Annotated in this window: 24 protein-coding genes; 21 read left to right on the top strand and 3 right to left on the bottom strand. The window is 36.9% G+C overall.

Features of this window, described 5'->3' with window-relative positions; all coding sequences use genetic code 11:
- Positions 1 to 2: 2 nt before the first annotated feature.
- The 21 genes from rplF (at position 3) to BALOs_RS14225 (ending at position 15,505) form a co-directional block, all read left to right on the top strand.
- Positions 3 to 539, top strand: coding sequence for a 50S ribosomal protein L6 (gene rplF, locus BALOs_RS14325; protein WP_114705861.1), 537 nt, complete (start codon positions 3 to 5; stop codon positions 537 to 539).
- Between the two features lie 55 nt (positions 540 to 594).
- The gene (gene rplR / locus BALOs_RS14320; protein ID WP_114705860.1) at positions 595 to 972 is read left to right on the top strand and encodes a 50S ribosomal protein L18; all 378 of its coding nucleotides are present in this window, start codon (positions 595 to 597) and stop codon (positions 970 to 972) included.
- Between the two features lie 111 nt (positions 973 to 1,083).
- Complete coding sequence (rpsE, locus tag BALOs_RS14315; protein WP_233500243.1) at positions 1,084 to 1,572, top strand: 30S ribosomal protein S5; 489 nt, start codon at positions 1,084 to 1,086, stop codon at positions 1,570 to 1,572.
- 11 nt (positions 1,573 to 1,583) lie between these two features.
- On the top strand, positions 1,584 to 1,766 hold the full coding sequence (gene rpmD / locus BALOs_RS14310) for a 50S ribosomal protein L30 (protein ID WP_114705858.1): 183 nt from the start codon (positions 1,584 to 1,586) through the stop codon (positions 1,764 to 1,766).
- Between the two features lie 9 nt (positions 1,767 to 1,775).
- Positions 1,776 to 2,231 (top strand): 50S ribosomal protein L15, encoded by a 456-nt coding sequence (gene rplO / locus BALOs_RS14305; RefSeq protein WP_114705857.1) that lies wholly within the window; start codon positions 1,776 to 1,778, stop codon positions 2,229 to 2,231.
- A gap of 13 nt (positions 2,232 to 2,244) precedes the next feature.
- Positions 2,245 to 3,558: a preprotein translocase subunit SecY gene (secY, locus tag BALOs_RS14300; protein ID WP_114705856.1), complete on the top strand. Its 1,314-nt coding sequence runs from the start codon at positions 2,245 to 2,247 to the stop codon at positions 3,556 to 3,558.
- A gap of 5 nt (positions 3,559 to 3,563) precedes the next feature.
- On the top strand, positions 3,564 to 4,199 hold the full coding sequence (locus BALOs_RS14295) for an adenylate kinase (RefSeq protein WP_114705855.1): 636 nt from the start codon (positions 3,564 to 3,566) through the stop codon (positions 4,197 to 4,199).
- 73 nt (positions 4,200 to 4,272) lie between these two features.
- The gene (gene infA, locus BALOs_RS14290) at positions 4,273 to 4,497 is read left to right on the top strand and encodes a translation initiation factor IF-1 (protein ID WP_021266177.1); all 225 of its coding nucleotides are present in this window, start codon (positions 4,273 to 4,275) and stop codon (positions 4,495 to 4,497) included.
- Positions 4,498 to 4,521: 24 nt separating this feature from the next.
- The gene (gene rpmJ, locus BALOs_RS14285) at positions 4,522 to 4,635 is read left to right on the top strand and encodes a 50S ribosomal protein L36 (protein ID WP_021276174.1); all 114 of its coding nucleotides are present in this window, start codon (positions 4,522 to 4,524) and stop codon (positions 4,633 to 4,635) included.
- Positions 4,636 to 4,656: 21 nt separating this feature from the next.
- Positions 4,657 to 5,040, top strand: a complete 384-nt coding sequence (rpsM, locus tag BALOs_RS14280) for a 30S ribosomal protein S13 (protein ID WP_114705854.1) — start codon at positions 4,657 to 4,659, stop codon at positions 5,038 to 5,040.
- Positions 5,041 to 5,053: 13 nt separating this feature from the next.
- Positions 5,054 to 5,443 carry a 30S ribosomal protein S11 gene (gene rpsK / locus BALOs_RS14275; RefSeq protein WP_233500234.1) on the top strand — a complete coding sequence of 130 codons (390 nt, stop codon included), beginning with the start codon at positions 5,054 to 5,056 and terminating at the stop codon, positions 5,441 to 5,443.
- A 31-nt stretch (positions 5,444 to 5,474) separates the two neighbouring features.
- On the top strand, positions 5,475 to 6,488 hold the full coding sequence (locus BALOs_RS14270) for a DNA-directed RNA polymerase subunit alpha (protein WP_114705852.1): 1,014 nt from the start codon (positions 5,475 to 5,477) through the stop codon (positions 6,486 to 6,488).
- Positions 6,489 to 6,514: 26 nt separating this feature from the next.
- A complete protein-coding gene (gene rplQ, locus BALOs_RS14265) occupies positions 6,515 to 6,871 on the top strand; it encodes a 50S ribosomal protein L17 (RefSeq protein ID WP_114705851.1) in 357 nt (118 codons plus the stop codon).
- 78 nt (positions 6,872 to 6,949) lie between these two features.
- Complete coding sequence (locus tag BALOs_RS14260) at positions 6,950 to 7,507, top strand: TlpA disulfide reductase family protein (protein WP_120405576.1); 558 nt, start codon at positions 6,950 to 6,952, stop codon at positions 7,505 to 7,507.
- A 137-nt stretch (positions 7,508 to 7,644) separates the two neighbouring features.
- Entirely contained in the window at positions 7,645 to 9,216 is a 1,572-nt protein-coding gene (locus BALOs_RS14255; RefSeq protein ID WP_120405575.1) for a sigma-54-dependent Fis family transcriptional regulator, read from the top strand.
- A 192-nt stretch (positions 9,217 to 9,408) separates the two neighbouring features.
- Entirely contained in the window at positions 9,409 to 10,983 is a 1,575-nt protein-coding gene (locus BALOs_RS14250) for an acyl-CoA carboxylase subunit beta (protein WP_114705848.1), read from the top strand.
- Positions 10,980 to 12,431, top strand: a complete 1,452-nt coding sequence (locus BALOs_RS14245; RefSeq protein ID WP_114705847.1) for an acetyl/propionyl/methylcrotonyl-CoA carboxylase subunit alpha — start codon at positions 10,980 to 10,982, stop codon at positions 12,429 to 12,431. The genes BALOs_RS14250 and BALOs_RS14245 overlap by 4 nt, the downstream gene beginning before the upstream one ends.
- A 1-nt stretch (position 12,432) precedes the next feature.
- Positions 12,433 to 12,939, top strand: coding sequence for an acetyl-CoA carboxylase biotin carboxyl carrier protein subunit (locus tag BALOs_RS14240; protein WP_199506606.1), 507 nt, complete (start codon positions 12,433 to 12,435; stop codon positions 12,937 to 12,939).
- A gap of 9 nt (positions 12,940 to 12,948) precedes the next feature.
- Positions 12,949 to 13,938 (top strand): FtsH protease activity modulator HflK, encoded by a 990-nt coding sequence (hflK, locus tag BALOs_RS14235; RefSeq protein WP_114705846.1) that lies wholly within the window; start codon positions 12,949 to 12,951, stop codon positions 13,936 to 13,938.
- Complete coding sequence (hflC, locus tag BALOs_RS14230) at positions 13,938 to 14,879, top strand: protease modulator HflC (protein ID WP_114705845.1); 942 nt, start codon at positions 13,938 to 13,940, stop codon at positions 14,877 to 14,879. The genes hflK and hflC overlap by 1 nt, the downstream gene beginning before the upstream one ends.
- A gap of 2 nt (positions 14,880 to 14,881) precedes the next feature.
- Entirely contained in the window at positions 14,882 to 15,505 is a 624-nt protein-coding gene (locus BALOs_RS14225; protein ID WP_158536776.1) for an L-threonylcarbamoyladenylate synthase, read from the top strand.
- Between the two features lie 26 nt (positions 15,506 to 15,531).
- Here BALOs_RS14225 and meaB read toward each other — a convergent pair whose 3' ends face one another.
- The 3 genes from meaB to BALOs_RS14210 are packed head-to-tail and all read right to left on the bottom strand — an operon-like array spanning position 15,532 to position 19,256.
- Positions 15,532 to 16,491 carry a methylmalonyl Co-A mutase-associated GTPase MeaB gene (meaB, locus tag BALOs_RS14220; protein WP_120405573.1) on the bottom strand — a complete coding sequence of 320 codons (960 nt, stop codon included), beginning with the start codon at positions 16,489 to 16,491 and terminating at the stop codon, positions 15,532 to 15,534.
- The gene (gene scpA, locus BALOs_RS14215) at positions 16,491 to 18,617 is read right to left on the bottom strand and encodes a methylmalonyl-CoA mutase (RefSeq protein WP_120405572.1); all 2,127 of its coding nucleotides are present in this window, start codon (positions 18,615 to 18,617) and stop codon (positions 16,491 to 16,493) included. Before scpA ends, meaB begins: the two co-directional genes overlap by 1 nt.
- On the bottom strand, positions 18,618 to 19,256 hold the full coding sequence (locus BALOs_RS14210) for an HAD family phosphatase (RefSeq protein WP_120405571.1): 639 nt from the start codon (positions 19,254 to 19,256) through the stop codon (positions 18,618 to 18,620).
- Between the last annotated feature and the right edge of the window lie 81 nt (positions 19,257 to 19,337).

Genomic DNA, 19,337 nt, shown 5'->3' with positions numbered 1-19,337 from the left:
TAATGTCACGTGTAGGAAAAAACCCGGTAATAGTTCCTGAGAAAACTCAGGTATCAATAAACGGTACAACAGTATCGGTTAAAGGGCCTAAAGGTGAACTAGAGTATACTTTTAATAATTTAGTAACTCTTTCACATGAAGGTAACGAAGTAAAAGTAAACCCAATTGACGAGTCAAAAAAGTCTCGTGCAATGTGGGGTACAGCAAGACAAATCATCTCTAACATGGTAACAGGTGTTACTGATGGTTTTACAAGAAAGCTTGAGTTCAACGGTGTTGGTTACAAGGCGTCAGTAAGTGGAAACACAATGACACTTAACCTTGGTTACTCTCACCCAATCGAGTACGTTCTTCCAGAAACAGTTGCTGCAAAAGTAACTAAGAATGAGATTGAGCTTACTGGACCAAATAAAGAGCTTCTTGGATTTGCTGCTGCAAAAATCCGTTCATTCAGACCACCAGAGCCATATAAAGGTAAAGGTGTTAAATACGCTGAAGAGCACATTGTTAGAAAAGCTGGTAAATCTGGCGGTAAGTAATAAATATGTAGCCTGAGAATGGCCCGCGGTTAGGGCCTAGGGTGAGGAGACTAAAATGATTAGAAAACCTTATGGTAAAGCTGGTAAAGCAAGTACAGCTAGAAGAATTAGAAGAAAACTTGCAATTCGTAAAAAAGTTGCTGGTAATGCAGAAAGACCACGTCTATCTGTAAACCGTACAAACAAGCACATCACTGTACAAGTTATTGATGATGAAGCTAACAAGACTCTTTTCAGTGTTCAAACTTATGGTAAGAACGCAGTAGAAGGAAAGTGTAATGTTGCAGGTGCTCAACTTGTAGGTGCTAAACTTGCTGAAAACTTAAAAGCTAAGAATATTTCAACTGCTGTTTTCGACAGAAACGGACTTAAATACCACGGTGTAATTAAAGCTGTTGTTGAATCTGCTAGAGAAAATGGAATTCAAATTTAGGAGTAAGTGATGTCTGAAGAAAATAAAAGCGTTGAAAAAACAGTAAAAGCAGAACCTAAGAAGAAAGCTTCTAAAAGAGCTCCATCTAAAAAACGTCAAAATAATAACGGAATGGATGTTGAGCTTGAGGAAAGAGTTGTTGCTGTAAACAGAGTTGCAAAGGTTATGAAGGGTGGTAGAAGATTTTCTTTTAGTGCTCTAATGATCGTTGGTGATAAGAAAGGTCGCGTTGGTTTTGGTCTAGGGAAAGCAAAAGAAGTTCCTGAAGCAATCAGAAAAGCAACACAAGCGGCTCAAAAAAGTATGATTTCAGTACCTGTTGATGGTGGAACAATCCCACATACAGTTATGGGTGAGTTCGATGCTGGTCAGATCCTTTTCAAGCCTGCCGCAGAAGGTACAGGGGTTAAGGCTGCTGGTGCATGTCGTTCAATTCTTGAGCTTGCAGGTGTTAAAGACGTTCTAACTAAGTCACTTAGAGGTAATAACCCACACAATATCGTTAAGGCGACATTTGATGCTCTAGCACAACTAAGATCAGTTGAAGAAGTTGCAAGAGTACGTGGTAAAGAAGCTAAGGGCTTAAGAATTAAAGGTTAATTGAGGTTGATATGACAGCGAAAACAATTACAGTTACATTGAAGAAAAGTACTATTAAGTGCAACGAAAAGCAAAAAGCTACAGTTAGAGGTCTAGGACTTAGAAAAACAGGTACATCTAAGACTTTAGAAAATACATCAGCTGTTAGAGGAATGATCAAAAAGGTAATTCACCTTTTAGACATCCAGGAATAAGAGGTAGATATGTTAACTTTAAATAACTTAAAAAGCCCAAAGGGTGCACATAAGAACATCAAGAGAATTGGTCGTGGACAAGGTTCAGGACAAGGTACTCAAGCTGGTAAAGGTCATAAAGGTCAAAAAGCTCGTGCCGGTGGTGGTGTAAGAACTGGTTTCGAAGGTGGGAACATGCCATTATACATGCGTCTACCAAAGAGAGGATTTTCTAACGCTCCATTCAAAACAGTATATGCTGAAGTTTCTCTAGCTACTCTAGAAGCGAAATTTGATGGCGGAGACGTTACAAAAGAAGCTTTAATTGAGAAGGGTATTCTTAAGGGTGCGGATAAAAGACGTCCTGTGAAAATTCTTGCTAACGGAGAGCTTTCAAAATCGTTAAATTTTGTTAATATTGAAAAGTTTTCTAAGAGTGCACAAGAAGCAATCGAGAAAGCTGGTGGAAAAATAGCAACAAAATAAAAAGGATCGTCTGATGTCAAATGCTCATGGAAGACTTGAAGAGCTTAAGAAAAAAGTCTTTTTTACTTTTTTATTATTAGTAGTATATAGATTGGTTGCGCAAATCCCTGTTCCAGGGGTTGATGCGCAAGCAATTTCTTCATATTTTGCAGAATCTGGAGGCGGAGGTCTTTTCGATCTAATCAACACTTTTAGTGGTGGTGCCTTCAAGAGATTCTCAGTTTTAGCACTGGGGATTATGCCTTATATTACTACTTCTATTATCTTTTCTCTTCTTGGTGAGGTAATTCCTCAAATCCAAGAGATGCAGGAAGACTCAGAAGGACAAAAGAAAATACAAAAATGGACTAGGTATGCAACAGTAATACTCTGTTGCATACAGGGTTACTCAATGGCCGCTGTGTTTGAAACATTTGTTTCACCAGGTGGTGCTAGAGTTATTCCTGATCCAGGTATGCTTTTTAGAGTTGTTACAATGATTACTCTAGCTGCAGGGACAATGTTTCTTCTATGGCTAGGTGAGAGAATCACTGAATTTGGACTCGAAAATGGTGTATCACTGATTATTTTTGCTGGTATTGCAGTTGAGCTACCAACAGAAGTAATTCAGAAAATAACATTATTTAGAAACGGTGAAATGGGTGGTTTAGAGCTACTAACTTTCGCTGCTGTAATTGTTGTTGCATTCTTCGTGGTTGCATTTATTGAAAGAGCCTTTAGAGCTATTCCAGTACAATATGCAAAAAGAGTTGTTAACAACAGAGTTTACGGAGGGAATCAAACACTTCCGATGAGAGTTGATACTGGTGGAGTTATGCCTCCTATCTTAGCATCTTCTCTACTTGCTGCACCTGCAACTTTTGCGACATTTATCCCAGCTGATAGTGCGTTTAAGCCATACTTTGATACTATTCAACAAAGTTTATACCCAGGGCAGTTACTATTTAATATCTTGTTTGGAGCTTTGATTGTGTATATGACTTATTTCTATGCACCAATTCAGTTCAAGACTAAGAAAATTTCCGAAATGCTACAAAAGAATAATGCATTCATCCCAGGAATTAGACCTGGTGATAAAACTAAAGAATATCTAGATACACTTTTAAATCGTATGTCATTCTTTGGGGCCTTATTCCTTATTGTTGTTTGTATTGTGCCTTCTTTAATTACAGGAGCTCAAACACGTTTCGGTGGAACATCTATGCTGATCCTTGTTTCAGTTTCAGTTAGAGTAATGATGAATGTGCAATCGTTTATGTTTGCTGACAAATATGAGTCATCATATAAGTCTAAAGGTAAATATAACGGAAATAACAGAAGGTTCTAGTCAATATGTCGCCACAGTTAATACTTATTGGAGCACCCGGTTCAGGTAAAGGTACTCAAGCTAAAAAGATTGTAAACGAACTTGGTTACAATCATGTTTCTACAGGTGATCTTCTGCGTGCAGAAGTTGCTAAAGGAAGTGAGCTAGGTACTAAAATCAAAGAAGTAATGGACTCTGGTGAGTTAGTTAGTGACGAGCTTGTATTAGATTTATTAAAAGCAAATTGTGCTGTTGATAAATCGACATATATTTTTGACGGTTATCCACGTAATTTAGTACAAGCTAAAGATCTTGATAGTGCTCTATTGGGTGGAGTTAAGTCATTAGCTGTTTATTTTGAAGTCAATATCGATACTTTAGTTGAGAGAATTGTAAATCGTCGTGTCGCTCCTAAGAGTGGTGAGATTTATAACCTTAAAACTAAACCACCGAAAGTTGATGGAAAGTGTGATGTAAGTGGTGAAGACCTTGTGCATCGCAAAGATGATAATGAAGAAACTGTAAGAACAAGAATGAAGGTTTTTACAGACAATATTGAGCCTGTACTTGAGTATTATGAGTCACAGGGAAGACTAGTTAAGGTAGACGCAACCAAAGACCTTGACGCTATTTTTGAAGATATAAAAAAAGTTGTTAAATAATTTATAAATAAGTGATTGAGCTTGCAATATGGCCATGAGTCATATATAAGCAATTACTTTAGGTTTTTAGTATATGAGTAATCAGGAAACTATTGAGGTTGAAGGGGAAGTTACTGAGCTTCTTCCTAATACTAAATTTAAAGTCAAGCTACCGAATGGACATTCGGTAATTGCCCACATTAGTGGAAAAATGAGAATGCACTTTATTAAAATTTTACCTGGAGATAAGGTCCTTGTTGAAATCAGCAAGTATGATCTAACGAAGGGAAGAATTACATATAGAAGTAAAAAACGCTAGTGTAGTAGAACATACGAGGTAGTTATGAAAGTTAGAGCATCAGTGAAACCGATGTGTAAAGATTGTAAAGTTATTAAAAGAAAAAACGTACTTAGAGTTGTATGTAAAAACCCTAAGCACAAGCAAAGACAAGGCTAATTAATAGGAAGGAGTGTAGCTATGGCGAGAATTCTTGGTGTTGATATTCCTAGAAATAAGGTAATGAGAATTGCCCTGCAATCTATTTATGGTGTAGGACCAAAGATTGCTAAGGAAGTATTAGAAAAAACAAACATCGATTTAAACAAAAGTTCAAACGAACTTACTGAAGAAGAAGCAAATGAAATCAGACTTGTTCTTGAAAGTGAGTACACTGTAGAAGGTGACTTAAGAAGAGAAGTTGGTCTTAACATTAAGAGACTTAAAGATTTAGGTTGTTACAGAGGTATTAGACACAGAAAAGGTCTACCGGTAAGAGGTCAAAGAACTTCTACTAATGCTCGTACTCGTAAGGGGCCAGCAGTAGCAATCGCAGGTAAGAAGTCAATTAAGTCAATGAAGTAATTGTTAGGAGTTAATGATGGTTAAGAAAACAGCTTCAAAGAAAAAAGTAAAAAAGAACATCACGAGAGGTATCGCTCATATTCAGTGTTCTTTCAATAATACAATCGTAACATTCACAGATATGAATGGTAACGCAATTTCATGGGCGTCTGCAGGTCAGCTAGGTTTTAGAGGATCTAAGAAGTCGACTCCATTCGCGGCTCAAATGGCTTCAATGGAAGCAGCCAAGAAAGCTATGGAGCACGGACTATCAAGCGTTGAAGTAAGAGTTAAAGGTCCAGGTGCAGGTAGAGAAAATGCTGTAAGAGCATTCATCGCTGCAGGTCTGAAGATTACTTCTGTTGCTGATAGGTCACCAATCCCACACAACGGATGTCGTGCACCAAAAAGAAGAAGAGTATAATTTATAGACTTATATTATTAAGGAGTTGTCTGTGGACACATTTACAGCAAAAAATTGGACAGGAATGATAAGACCAGTAGCTTTGGAAATGGATAACGATAAGCTAACTAAGACTTATGGTAAGTTCGTTGCTAAGCCACTTGAAAGAGGTTATGGACAAACTCTTGGGAACTCATTACGTCGTGTACTTCTTTCATCACTTCAAGGTGCAGCTATTGTTGCAATTAGAATTGAAGGTGTTGAACATGAATTTGGTACAATCAACAACGTAAAAGAAGAAGTTTCTGAGATTATTCTAAACCTTAAAGAGGTACACTTTAGAATTAAAGATAAAGAGCAGGTAACTCTAACTCTTGAGAAATCAGTTGAGGGTGTTGTTACTGCTGGTGATATTTCTGAATCAGCTAACGTAGAAGTTCTAAATCCTGATCACGCTATCTGTAACTTATCTACAGGTGGATCAATCAAGATGGAACTACTTGTTGCTAGAGGAAAAGGATATGTTACTGCTCTAGATAATAAAGAATCATTTGATCTTCCAATCGGTTGGGTATATCTAGATTCTCTTTTCTCACCAGTTGCACGTGTTAACTATACAGTTACTAACTCACGTGTTGGTAAGAGAACAGACTTTGATAAGCTGACTTTAGAAGTATGGACTAACGCTGGTGTTGAGCCATCTGATGCTGTTGCATACTCTGCTAAGATCCTTAGAGATCAATTAGCAGTTTTCCTAAGCTTCGAAGATGAAGAAGAAATTACAAGAATGGAAGCTAAGCCAAAGAAACAACAAAATACAGCTAATGCAGCTCTATTAAAACCTGTTTCTGAGCTTGAACTATCTGTAAGATCTGCAAACTGCTTGCAGAACGCAGATATTAAGTATATCTATGAGCTAGTTTCTAAAACTGAAGGTGAAATGCTAAGAACTAAGAACTTTGGTCGTAAGTCACTAAATGAGATTAAAGAAGTTTTATCTCAAATGGGACTTGGTCTAGGTATGAAAGTTGATAGCATTATGCAAGACCTGAAAGAAGAAAACTAAAAGTTGTTATAAGTTGAGGTAGAGATATGAGACATCAAAGACATAAATATAAATTAGGTGTAAGTCCATCACACAGAGTTTCTATGATTAAAAACCTTGCGTCAGAAATTATTGACCACGGTATGATTAAGACAACTCTTACTAGAGCTAAAGCTGTTAAGCCAGTTGTAGAAAAGTTAGTAACTCTTTCTAAAAACGACACAGTAGCTAATAGAAGACTTGCATTCAAAAAACTTAACGATAAAGATGCAGTAAACAAGCTTTTTACAGAGCTTGGGCCAAAGTTTAAAGAAAGAAATGGTGGTTATACAAGAATCATGAAGCTTTCTGATAACAGAGTTGGTGATAACTCTAAGATGGCTTATATTGCTTTCGTTGATTAATATTTTAATTAATTCAAACTAAGATAGGCCCATCATATTTAGGTATGATGGGTTTTTTTATTTCACATTGTATTTACTATGAGTACTTCTTCAAAAATATCATTCATCTTTATAATTGTGGCCATAACGCTTGGTTATTCTATTTATCATAAGAATAAAATTGATACCTATGTTGATGAAAGTCGCACGTATATATTAAAAACACTCCCTAGTGTTGAGTTAACTAATTTTGAAGATAATAGTCCTGTTCAGTTACAAGACTTGGCGCAAAGCTCTAATGGTCTTGTTGTCCATTTTTGGGGAACATGGTGTGCACCTTGTGAAGCTGAATTTCCTGAATTTGTTGAGTTTGCACGTAAGCTCGAAGAAAAGAATGTAAAAGTTGTTTTCATGGCCGTTAAGGATGAGGACATGAAAATTAAAAAGTTTCTAAAAAGATTCAAAGACCTACCAAGTAATTCTATGGTTATTCATGATGTTTCTGGGATATCTATGAGTAAATTAGGGGTTGTTAAAGTTCCGGAAACTTTTGTTTTCGATTCTAACCTCGATCACCGTATTATGTTTAAGGGACCTCAGGATTGGAAGATGAGTTCATATTTTACACGTGTTCTCAACTACTTAGGGATAAATTAAACTAATAATATTTCTTTGAATTTGTCTATTTTTTCATCATTTGTAGTTAAGTTTTATTAAAATCTGCCGAAAAGTTTTACAGACTAAGCTTTGGTATATCGTTTTTGTGCCAAAAAAATAAACATCGGAGATTAACAATGATCAATTGGACTGAACTAAATGGACTACATGTTATTTCTAAGCTCGAAGAAATAATTAATAAGTGGTTTGGTGTAGAGGTATTCTATGCAGACAACCATTTCAAAATAAGAAGTGGACATAAAGATAAGGATTATGATTTTAAGAACCTTTTCTTTCAAACACAGATGTCTCTTCCGCATGGTTATGACTTTATTACGGCCGATGTAGAAAGGTTTAGTGATGAATTAAGTCAGTCTGGTGAAACAGTTATGATCTTTGATTCATATTTTCCGGGTGTGAAAATGATGGGGACAAGAATTGAAATTGAAGGTGAATATCAGGGAACTGTTTTTGCTTTTCCTTTCTTGAAAAGTACTTTCAGTGATGAAGATGAAAAAGAGCTAGTGGCCGCACTTATTGAGCATGGAGCGAGCCCAGAAGCAGCACAGGAATGTGTAAATGAAACAAGACGCTTATTTCCAAGAGAAATTGAATATTTAAAAGAACTAGTTGAACTAGTTGCCGGTGAAGTAGCTACATTCCATGTCGAGATTTCTAAAAGAGAAGAAAGAATTCATATGCTTAATTCTGAACTCGGCGAAAAGTTCCGTTATCATAATATGATTGGTAAATCGAAAGCTATGCAAAAGATTTACTCTCTACTTGAAAGAATTTCTACTAGTGAATCTTCTGTACTTGTACAGGGTGAAAACGGTACGGGTAAGGAACTTGTTGCTAAAGCAATTCACTTTGCATCACCTCGTAAAGATGCTCAATTCCTAGCTGTTAACTGTTCTGCATTTAACGAGAACCTACTAGATTCTGAATTATTTGGTCACGTGAAGGGTTCTTTTACTGGTGCTCATAAAGAAAAGTCTGGTTTATTTGAGTTAGCAAATGGTGGGACATTATTCCTCGATGAAATTGGGGATACATCACTATCGATGCAAGTTAAGCTTCTACGTGTTCTTCAGGAAGGTACTTACTTACCAGTAGGTGCTGATAAGTCGAGAAGAACAGATGTGAGAATTATTGCAGCAACAAATAAAGACCTTAAAACAATGATGGCAAAAGGTGAGTTCAGAGAAGACCTTTACTATCGTATTAACGTTTTAAATGTAAACCTTCCTCCGCTAAGAGAGAGAAGAGAAGATATTCCTGTTTTAATGGAGCACTTTTTAAAGAAGAAGTGTGATGAGTCAGGTATGCCAATGAAGACTTTTTCTAAGAAGTGTATGGAAAAGATGCTTGATTATCCATGGCCAGGAAATGTTCGTCAGCTAGAAAACGAGGTTGAAAGGCTTGTTGTTCTTGCTGGTGATGATAAATCAATTACACCTGATATCCTTAGTCCACAGGTTCTAGATCACGGAGCGGCTCCAGTTGAGCAAACTAGAGGTGTTAACACATCTGGAAAACTTAAAGACGCACTTATGGAACTTGAGATTATTATGATTCGTGAAGGGCTTAAGAGATGTAACTTTAATAAATCAAAGCTTGCTAAAGAGCTTGGTATGTCTCGTGCTAGTTTAATCATGAAAGTTGATAAGTATGGACTAGATAAACGTGCGAAAGCAGGTAATGAATAGTTAAAAACTTACAATAATAAAATATAGACACTTTTGGGCCCTCAACGAGGGCCTTTTTATTTATATTCCTATAATTTCATAGACTTAACCCCCGTAAAATAACGCATCGTGATTGGGCAAATTGCATTTTAAAGGTGTAATATGCACTGATAATTTAAACATGAAATTTTGAAAGAAGTTGGTGGAGGGTTTATGTCGACAACCAGTGAAAATATATTAGAAGAAAAAAGGGCCTTTCTCCTTAACAAGAGAGCTGAAGCCGAGCAAGGTGGTGGTGAAGCTAGAATTGCTAAGCAACATGACCAAGGTAAGTACACAGCAAGAGAGAGAATCGAAAGATTAGTTGATCCAGGTACATTTATCGAGTTTGATAAATTTGTTACACATCGATGTGTAAACTTTGGAATGGAAAAGAAGAAGTTTCTTGGTGATGGTGTCGTAACAGGTATTGCAGAAATTAATGGTCAAAAGATCGCTGTTTATTCTCAAGATTTTACTTGTTGGGGTGGTGCACTTGGTGAAGCTCACGCAAAGAAGATCTGTAAGATAATGGACTTCGCACTTGATAATAGAATTCCTGTAATCGGTATTCAGGACTCAGGTGGAGCACGTATTCAAGAGGGTGTTGATGCTCTTGGTGGATATGCCGAAATCTTCTATAGAAACGTAAAAGCTTCAGGTGTTATTCCTCAAATATCTTTAATTATGGGGCCTTCAGCTGGTGGTGCAGTTTATTCACCTGCAGTAACTGACTTTATCTTCATGGTAGATCAGTCATCATATATGTTCGTTACAGGTCCAGATGTTATCAAGACTGTAACTCACGAAGAAGTAACAAAAGAAGACCTTGGTGGAGCTACTGCTCACTCTGAGAAGTCTGGTGTATGTCAGTTCAAGTGTAAGGACGAAGATGAGACTTTTGAAAGAGTAAGAGAACTAATGAGTTACTTACCGGCTTCAAACTTCAGAGCACAAGAAGACAAGTATACTTCGGATCCAGTTTATAGAGATAATACAAAGCTTAAGGAAGTTGTTCCTGGTAATCCTAAGAAGCCGTATGACATGAAAGAAGTTATTCTTGATATTGTTGATGATGGGCACTTCTTAGAAGTACATAAAGACTACGCAAGAAATATCGTTGTTGGTTTCGCATCAATTGGTGGTATTAAAATTGGTATTGTTGCTAACCAACCAGAAGTTTTAGCTGGTGTTCTTGATATAGATTCATCATGTAAAGCAGCTCGTTTTATTAGATTCTGTGACTCATTTGATATTCCAATCGTTTCACTTGTCGATGTTCCAGGTTTCTTACCAGGAACAGTTCAAGAGTATGGTGGGATTATTAAGCACGGTTCTAAACTTCTTTATGCATACGCAGAAGCGACTGTTCCATTAATTACTCTAATTACAAGAAAGTCTTATGGTGGAGCGTATGATGTTATGGCATCAAAGCACATTAGAGCAGATGTTAACCTTGCTTACCCAACTGGTGAAATTGCCGTTATGGGTGCAGAAGGTGCAGTAAATATCGTCTTTAGGAATGAATTAAAAGGTCTTGAAGGTGAAGAATATGAAAAGAAAAAAGCAGAGCTAGTTGCAAATTATGAAAATAACTTTGCTAATCCATATGTAGCAGCTGAAAGAGGTTATATTGACTCTGTTATTCTTCCAGAAGAAACAAGAAAGCGTCTTTATGAATATCTAAAAGTACTTAAAGACAAAAAAGTTGATAGACCAAAACGTAAACACGGGAATATTCAATTATGATGATCAGACAGCCAAAGAATATGGAAAGAAGAGTATTAATTGCAAACCGTGGAGAGATCGCTTCTCGTGTAGCTAAGGCTTGTCGTGAGCTCGGTCACACAGCAATTGGTATTTTTACAGATAATGAGCCTCAAGGGACACATCTTCAGTTTTGTGATGAATGGGTTTACCTTGAAGGTAATACAAATGCAGAGACATACCTAAATGTTGAAAAACTAGTTGCTTTAGCTAAAGAGATTAAAGCAGATGGTGTTCACCCAGGATATGGTTTCCTTTCAGAGAATAGAGATTTTGCAAATGCACTTTCTGAAGCGGGGATCACTTTTATCGGTCCACATGTTGAGGCCATTAGAGTAATGGGTGATAAGGCGACGTCTAAGAAGCTAGCAAATGAAGCAGGTGTTCCTACTGTTCCAGGTACAGATCATGCTGTACCTACTGTTGATGAAGCAGTCCAAATCGCAGATAAAATTGGATATCCTGTTCTACTTAAAGCAGTTGCTGGTGGTGGTGGACGTGGTATGCGTGCATGTAATAATGAAGCTGAAGTACGTGAGCAATTTGATGCTGTTGGTAGAGAGGCCGCAGCGGCTTTTAACAATGGTGATCTACTTGTAGAGAAGCTTATTGTTAATCCTCGCCACATCGAAGTTCAAATTCTTGCAGATAAGAAAGGTAATACATTCCATTTCTTTGAAAGAGAATGTTCAGTTCAAAGAAGACACCAAAAGATTATTGAAGAAGCACCATCGCCATTTATTGGAAGTGATGAGGAGCTTCGTCAACGTGTTTGCGAAACAGCTGTTAAGCTTGCAAAGGCCGTTGAATATGATTCGGCAGGTACAGTTGAGTTCATCATGGGTGAAGATAAGCAATTTTACTTCCTTGAGATGAATACACGTATCCAAGTTGAACACCCAATCACTGAAGAAATTACTGGAATGGATCTTATTGTTTGTATGATTCAAGCTGCATTTGGTGATGAGTTGGGAATCCCTTCACAAGAATTCATCAGAAGATCAGGACACGCGATTGAATGTCGTATCTGTGCAGAAGATCCAATTACAATGCTTCCAGCTCCAGGTCTTGTAACAGGTTTTGAAACAAATTTCCCACAAGGAACACGTTTTGATCACTGCCTATACAAAGGATTAGAAGTTACTCCAGATTTCGATCCAATGGTAGGAAAGCTTGTTTGTAAAGGAATCGTTCGTGACGTTGCTGTAAGAAAAATGAATGCAGCCCTAGATGGACTATTCATCGAAGGTCTTAAAACAAATCTTCCACTGTTAAAAGAAATTATGACAGAGAAGAACTTTGTTGATGGACATTATTCAACAGCTTACATTGGTGAAGTTGCACCTCAGAACAACGTGAAGACAGACCTTGATCATATAAAGCTATATACGATCATTGCAGGCTCTGAAGCACGTAGGATGGGTATTTAATATGAGAACATATTTAATTAATGATAATGAAGAAGTAATTGTTGATTTAACAAGAACTAAAGTTCATGAGTACAACCTTGTTGAATTTGACTTCTCAACTCTGAAAGATGGCGAGAGAAGTTTACATGAAACAATGTGGCTAAAGAAAATCTGTGGTCAGTATTTCATCTCTAGAGATCAAAGAACTTGGAAGAAGATTCCACGTCAAGATCTTCCATCTCGAGTTGTAAATGTTGACCGTGTTTATTCACTATTTAGAGGGTATAAGCCTTCTGGACTTGGTGGAGCCGACGCAGGTGAGTTCTTAACAAAAATGCCAGGTAAGATTGTAAAAATCAATGTGGAAGTTGGTCAAGAAGTTAAAAAGGGTGATACACTTTTAATTCTTGAGGCCATGAAAATGGAAAATGAAATTAAAACGGGGATTGATGGTACAGTTAAGGCCATCCACGTTAAGGAAGGGGACGCCTTAGAAGAAAACGTTCTCATGTTAGAAGTAGAAGCATAAGGAGAGTAAATGTCTTTTAATAATGGACAAGCACCAAGAAATGACTTCGAAAAAATGAAACAAGATTTAGATAAAGGGCTCAAGTTACTTGGGCCTTTTTTTATTTTTGTTGTTTTATTTGTTTTCGGATACACATCGTTTTACACAGTTGAGCCGGATGAGGAGGCCGTAGTAATTCGTTTAGGTAAGTACGTCGATACAAATCCACCTGGTCTACATTTTAAGATCCCATTTGGTATCGATAATGTAATCAAAGTTAAGGTTAAAACTGTTCTTCAAGAAGAGTTTGGTTTTAGAACAAAGAGTACAAGATCAAGAAGAACTTCTTATTCGAGTCGTAATCTTGATAGTGAATCACTAATGCTAACTGGGGACTTAAATGTTGCTTCAGTAGAATGGGCGGTTCAATACCAAGTCCGTGATCCATTCAAATTTATTTTTCAAACAAGTGAGCCAGTTAGAAATATTCGAGATATCTCTGAGTCAATTATGAGACGTGTTGTTGGTGATCGCTCAGTTACTGATGTTCTTACTGTAGGAAAGGTCGAAATTGAAGCAGATGCCAAAGTACTTATGCAAGAAGTAATTGATAAGTATGACATGGGGGTAACGATTATCTCTGTTAAACTTCAAGATGTTAATCCTCCACAGGTTGTAAAGGCATCATTCAATGAAGTAAACGAAGCTAAGCAAGAGCAAGAGAAAGCAATTAATCAAGCAGAAGGTGCTTATAATAAAGTTATTCCTGAAGCTCGAGGAAAGGCCGAGAAAATCGTTTCTGAAGCAGAAGGTTATGCTGCTGCATTAGTAAACCGTGCAGAGGGTGATGTTGCAAAATTTAAGGAAGTATTAAAAGAATATAAGCGTGCGCCTCGTATTACTAAGAAGCGTCTTTATATTGAAGCGATGGAAGGTTTATATAAGAATTATAAAAACCTAACAATCATCGATCCTAAGGTTAAAGGGCTACTTCCTGTATTTGATAAAGGAGGGAAGTAATGAATAAATTAATTCCTTTAGTTGTAATTGTATTTATTGGTTTAGTTTTAGGGAAGCAGTCTATTTTTGTTATTAATGAAGGTCGTCAGGCCATAATTACAGAATTTGGGAAGCCTGTTGGAGAACCTATTACTGAAGCTGGACTTCATTTTAAAAAGCCTTTCATTCAAGATGTACGATTTGTAGATAAAAGAATTTTGAGTTGGGATGGGTTTCCAAATCAAATACCTACAAAAGATAAGAAATTCATTAAAGTAGATACAACAGCTCGATTTAGAATTATGAATGCTCTTAAGTTTATCCAAACAGTACGAAATACTGAGGGGGCAAAGCAGAGACTTGATACGATTTTGGATTCGGCTACACGTAATGTGATTTCATCTCATCAACTTGTTGAAGCGGTTAGAAACTCAAATGCAATCATTGAGAAGTTAGAATCAGCTAAACAAAATGTTAACGAAATTGAAGAAGAAATAACTGGTGACATTGAAAATGTAGCAGTTGGTAGAGAAAAGTTATCTCAATTAATTGTTGAAAAAGCCGAAGGTGAATTAGAACAATTTGGTATCTCATTAATTGATGTACAGCTTAGACGAATTTCTTACGAGGAATCTGTTGAGAAAAAGGTTTACGAAAGAATGATTTCTGAACGTCAAAGAATTGCTTCAAAAATTAGATCTATTGGTTCTGGTGAAAAAGCAAAGATTGAAGGTCGTTTAGTACGAGATCTTCAAACTATACAGTCAGAAGGTTATCGAAAAGCTCAGCTGATTAAAGGTCGTGCAGAAGCTAAGGCAAGTGCTGTTTACGCAAGAGCATTTAAGCAAGATCCTGACTTTTTTGAGTTTATTAGAACGCTAGAGGCTTATAAGAAATCAATCGATGGAAATACTAAATTAATTATTTCTAATGATAACGAGTTCCTAAAGTTTTTGAGGTAATTTTGATTGAATATGTAATCGCATCAAATCCAGATGACCGTGTTTTAAAGAAAGTATCAGATGCTCTAAATAATGGAGAGCTAGTCTGTATACCAACTGATACAAATTGGGTTGTTATTGCATCTCCTTTTAACAAGAAGGGTGTGGAGAAGATTTATAAGTATAAAAATGCTCCTAAGCTTAAAGCATTTTCATTACTTTGTGATTCCATCTCAATGGCCTCTGAAGTTGCAATAATTGAAGATAATATCTTTCGTTTTATTAAACGACTTATACCAGGACATTTTACTTTTATTTTTGGTGCCAGTAAGAAGATTACGAAAGCTGTTGCTGCAAATAAAACAGATCATGAGGTTGGTATAAGATTTGTTCCCTCTACTTTAGTTACACGTTTACTTGAGGTTCACGGGGAGCCTGTTTTATCGACAAATGTTGATCTTAAAAAGTTTTCTAGCTCAGTAACATCATATGATGAAGTTTATTCGTATATGATCGAAGAAGAGTTGGGTGGAGTCGTTTCAATGATTGTTGATCCAGGTGAATTAAGCTTCGCCGGACAATCAACTATTGTTAATTTTACAGAAGGTGGCCCTGATATAATAAGGCAGGGTGCTGGACTACTATAAATAAAGCCTTCTTAATGAAGGCTTTTTTATTTTTCAAATAGAGTGTTAATTAGTTTTTCTGCTGCGCTCAAAGGCGTTTCGACTTCGTTGAGTATGTTGTTGTTAAGCTGATTCCATTCTTCTTGAAGTTTTGGATTTTCTTTTACTTTATTTTCAATTAGTTCGTGGAAAAGTTTGTTTAACCAGGCTTGATTTTGTCTTTTTCTCTTTTGAGTAATCTTTTCCTTATTCTCTTTATATGTCTTATCAATTAAGCTCCAATACTCTTTAATTCCTTCATTATTTAAGGCTGAAGACATGAGAACGTTGGCACCAATTTTTTGATCTGTTTTAATGACACCAAGTGCTGATTTGTATTGAACCATTGTATCGTGCGCTTTCTGCTTATTATCTCCATCTGCTTTGTTGATAATAATATTGTCACATAACTCAATTATTCCTTTCTTTATTCCTTGGAGTTCGTCTCCTCCTCCTGGAAGAAGTAGTACTGAGAAAAGATCGACAATATTTGCTACATCGTATTCTGATTGTCCAACACCAACAGTTTCAATGAGAATTACATCATAGCCCGCAGCTTCACATGCTAGCATTACTTCTCTTGTTTTTAGAGCAACACCACCGAGGTTTCCTGAAGAGGGTGTCGGTCTAATGAATGCATTCTTTTCCTGAGCAAGCTTTTCCATTCTTGTTTTGTCACCAAGTAAACTTCCTCCGCTTAAAGGGGAGCTTGGGTCAATTGCGAGTACAGCAACCTTAAGCCCCTTTGATATTAAGTGTAGGCCAAGAGCTTCAATGAAAGTCGATTTTCCAACACCTGGAGTACCAGATATTCCAATACGAATTGCCTTACCAGTTAAAGGAAGAATTTCATTAAGAAGCTTCTGTGCATTTTTTTGATGCTCAGGTTTTTTACTTTCTATTAAAGTTATAAATTTTGAAAGAGATCGAATATTTCCTGTTTTCAATTTCTCAAGATCAATCTGCATTACTTTTGAGCCTCTTTAATTTTTGAAATTAAGTCTTTTGCGGCATCAGAAATTGTTGTACCAGGTCCATAGATTCCTTTGACTCCTGCTTCATATAAAAAGTCGTAGTCCTTTCTTGGAATTACTCCACCCGCAACAACAAGTATATCTTCTGCATCAAGCTTTTTAAGTTCTTCAATAAGGTCTGGGATTAATGTTTTATGACCTGCTGCTAGTGACGATGCTCCAATTACGTGGACATCGTTCTCAACTGCTTGTTTTGCAACTTCTTCAGGTGTTGAGAAAAGAGGAGAAAGATCAACATCAAAGCCAACGTCGGCATAAGCTGTAGCGACAACTTTTGCTCCTCTGTCGTGTCCATCTTGTCCCATCTTTGCAATTAGAATTCTTGGACGGCGCCCATAATCTTTTTCAAATTGGTCGATTTCGTTTTTTAGATTCATCCATTCCTCATCACTTTCAAATGATTGTCCATAGACACCTGATACTGTTTTAGTATTAGCGTTATAGCGTCCCCACTCTTTTTCAAGAGCGTAAGTAATTTCTCCGACACTACAACGGGCTTCCATTGCTTCGACTGCTAGTTCAAGTCCGTTTCCATTACCTGTTTTTGCATAATATTCAAGTTTGGCCATGCACTCACTAACTTTTGCCTCATCTCTTGCTTCGCGGATTTCTTCAAGCCTCTTAATTTGCTCATTGAGAACTTGTACATTATCAATTTCTAAGACTTCAAACTCATCTTCAGTTGTTGGCTTATACTTATTAACACCAACGATAACATCTTCTCCGCGATCGATCTTTGCTTGTTTGAGAGCTGCTGCTTCTTCAATCTTTAATTTTGGAAGACCAGTTTCGATCGCCTTGGCCATTCCTCCTGCATCATCGATTTCTTTGATCAGTGAACGGGCCTTGTCTGCGATTTCTTGTGTTAGGCTTTCCATCATGTATGAACCACCCCAAGGATCAACAGTATTTGTAATTCCTGTTTCCTCTTGAAGAATGATTTGAGTGTTTCTGGCGATTCGTGCAGAGAATTCCGTTGGCAGTGCAATTGCTTCATCAAATGAATTTGTGTGAAGTGATTGTGTTCCTCCAAAGACTGCGGCCATTGCTTCAATCGTTGTTCTGATAACGTTATTATATGGATCTTGTTCTGTTAGTGACCAGCCAGATGTTTGGCAGTGTGTACGTAACATTTTCGATTTAATATTTTTTGGGTTGTACTCTGAAACAATCTCCGACCATAGAAGTCTTGCTGCACGAAGCTTCGCAATTTCCATATAGAAGTTCATCCCAATACCAAAGAAGAATGAAAGTCGTGGTGCAAATGAATCAATTTCCATCCCTGCTTTTATGGCCGTGTTAATATATTCTTTTCCGTCTGCTAGAGTATATGCAAGTTCAAGTGCTGCATCAGCACCAGCTTCTTGAATATGGTAACCAGAAATCGAAATGGAATTAAACTTTGGCATATTTTGAGAAGTATATTCAAAGATATCTGCAATGATTTTCATCGAAGGAGCAGGAGGGAAGATATAAGTATTTCTTACCATGAACTCTTTTAGAATATCGTTTTGAATTGTTCCTGAAAGCTTATCAAGAGAAACACCTTGCTCTTTGGCTGCAACAATATAACCTGCTAGTACTGGAAGTACGGCACCATTCATTGTCATTGAAACAGATACTTTATCTAATGGAATCCCATCAAATAAAACTTTCATATCCTCAACAGTGTCAATCGCAACACCTGCTTTACCAACATCTCCTTTAACTCTTGGGTGATCCGAGTCATAACCTCTGTGAGTTGCAAGATCGAAAGCAACAGAAACACCTTGCCCTCCTGCTGCTAATGCTTTCTTGTAAAAGTCATTTGATTCTTTAGCTGTTGAAAAACCTGCATACTGACGAATCGTCCAAGGACGTCCTGTATACATTGTTGCTCTTGGCCCACGAATAAATGGGGCCATACCTGGCATTGTATTTGTTAATTCATTATCTGCAAGATCTTCTTTTGTATATAGGGCCTTCATCTCAATACCTTCAGGTGTTTGAGTAACTTTAGGGCCTTTACCTTTTGTTTCTTTGTCAGCTAGTTCTTTCCAAGCATCAATACTATTGCTCATTTATTCTCCTTCAAACCATTTAACAACAATGTAATCAATTCCTGAGCTTTGTGCTGCTCGTATACCTGTTGGTGAATCTTCAAAAATCAGGCACTCTTCACTTTTAGCGTTGAAATGATTTTGTGCCTGTAAATATGGCTCAGGGTTTGGTTTCCCTTTTTCAACTTCACGTTCTGTTATTATAATTTCAAAATACTTCTTTAATTCACAATGCTCTAGTAAAGGATGAGTTACTTCATATTGGCTTGCAGTTACAAGTGCAAGTTTTAGACCTTTTGAAGTAAGGCTTTCTAGAAGCTTTCTAATGTTTCTATGTCTTATATTATTTGGATCAGACTGGCCAATAAGCCCTATTAATGCTGAGTTCTTTAACTCTAAGAATTCCTCAAGGCTAGCAAGCCCAAGGGCATTTTGTATAAGTGGATAAACCTCTTCATCTGACATGCCAAAGGTTTCTTCCATGGAAGGAATTTCGTTGTTACCACATAATTTTTGTACAACTTGGTAGTGAAGAGGCTCACTATTTAAGATAGTTCCGTCCATATCAAAGAAGATATATTTCTTTTCTTTGGTGTAAGTATCTAATAAGTCGATATCACTATCTTCTAAGTGTAGGAAATCACAAAGTTCTCTATTCATAGTTGAATTTATACCACAAAAGGAAGAAATTGTTGGGTTGTTGTGCAGCGTTAAGTTATTGCGATATAATTAAGAAGATGG

This window comes from Halobacteriovorax sp. BALOs_7 (genome assembly GCF_003612895.1).
Classification (GTDB): Bacteria; Bdellovibrionota; Bacteriovoracia; order Bacteriovoracales; family Bacteriovoracaceae; genus Halobacteriovorax_A; species Halobacteriovorax_A vibrionivorans.
This window is presented reverse-complemented; position numbering and strand designations above follow the sequence as displayed.

Coding starts and splice junctions, on each gene's coding strand:
- rpmD (WP_114705858.1), top strand. CDS start 1,584: ATGACAGCGAAAACAATTACAGTTACATTGAAGAAAAGTACTATTAAG.
- hflC (WP_114705845.1), top strand. CDS start 13,938: ATGAATAAATTAATTCCTTTAGTTGTAATTGTATTTATTGGTTTAGTT.
- rplO (WP_114705857.1), top strand. CDS start 1,776: ATGTTAACTTTAAATAACTTAAAAAGCCCAAAGGGTGCACATAAGAAC.
- scpA (WP_120405572.1), bottom strand. CDS start 18,617: ATGAGCAATAGTATTGATGCTTGGAAAGAACTAGCTGACAAAGAAACA.
- BALOs_RS14260 (WP_120405576.1), top strand. CDS start 6,950: ATGAGTACTTCTTCAAAAATATCATTCATCTTTATAATTGTGGCCATA.
- meaB (WP_120405573.1), bottom strand. CDS start 16,491: ATGCAGATTGATCTTGAGAAATTGAAAACAGGAAATATTCGATCTCTT.
- infA (WP_021266177.1), top strand. CDS start 4,273: ATGAGTAATCAGGAAACTATTGAGGTTGAAGGGGAAGTTACTGAGCTT.
- rplF (WP_114705861.1), top strand. CDS start 3: ATGTCACGTGTAGGAAAAAACCCGGTAATAGTTCCTGAGAAAACTCAG.
- rpmJ (WP_021276174.1), top strand. CDS start 4,522: ATGAAAGTTAGAGCATCAGTGAAACCGATGTGTAAAGATTGTAAAGTT.
- BALOs_RS14245 (WP_114705847.1), top strand. CDS start 10,980: ATGATGATCAGACAGCCAAAGAATATGGAAAGAAGAGTATTAATTGCA.
- rpsE (WP_233500243.1), top strand. CDS start 1,084: ATGGATGTTGAGCTTGAGGAAAGAGTTGTTGCTGTAAACAGAGTTGCA.
- BALOs_RS14255 (WP_120405575.1), top strand. CDS start 7,645: ATGATCAATTGGACTGAACTAAATGGACTACATGTTATTTCTAAGCTC.
- BALOs_RS14210 (WP_120405571.1), bottom strand. CDS start 19,256: ATGAATAGAGAACTTTGTGATTTCCTACACTTAGAAGATAGTGATATC.
- rplQ (WP_114705851.1), top strand. CDS start 6,515: ATGAGACATCAAAGACATAAATATAAATTAGGTGTAAGTCCATCACAC.
- BALOs_RS14295 (WP_114705855.1), top strand. CDS start 3,564: ATGTCGCCACAGTTAATACTTATTGGAGCACCCGGTTCAGGTAAAGGT.
- rpsM (WP_114705854.1), top strand. CDS start 4,657: ATGGCGAGAATTCTTGGTGTTGATATTCCTAGAAATAAGGTAATGAGA.
- secY (WP_114705856.1), top strand. CDS start 2,245: ATGTCAAATGCTCATGGAAGACTTGAAGAGCTTAAGAAAAAAGTCTTT.
- hflK (WP_114705846.1), top strand. CDS start 12,949: ATGTCTTTTAATAATGGACAAGCACCAAGAAATGACTTCGAAAAAATG.
- rpsK (WP_233500234.1), top strand. CDS start 5,054: ATGATGGTTAAGAAAACAGCTTCAAAGAAAAAAGTAAAAAAGAACATC.
- BALOs_RS14250 (WP_114705848.1), top strand. CDS start 9,409: ATGTCGACAACCAGTGAAAATATATTAGAAGAAAAAAGGGCCTTTCTC.
- BALOs_RS14240 (WP_199506606.1), top strand. CDS start 12,433: ATGAGAACATATTTAATTAATGATAATGAAGAAGTAATTGTTGATTTA.
- rplR (WP_114705860.1), top strand. CDS start 595: ATGATTAGAAAACCTTATGGTAAAGCTGGTAAAGCAAGTACAGCTAGA.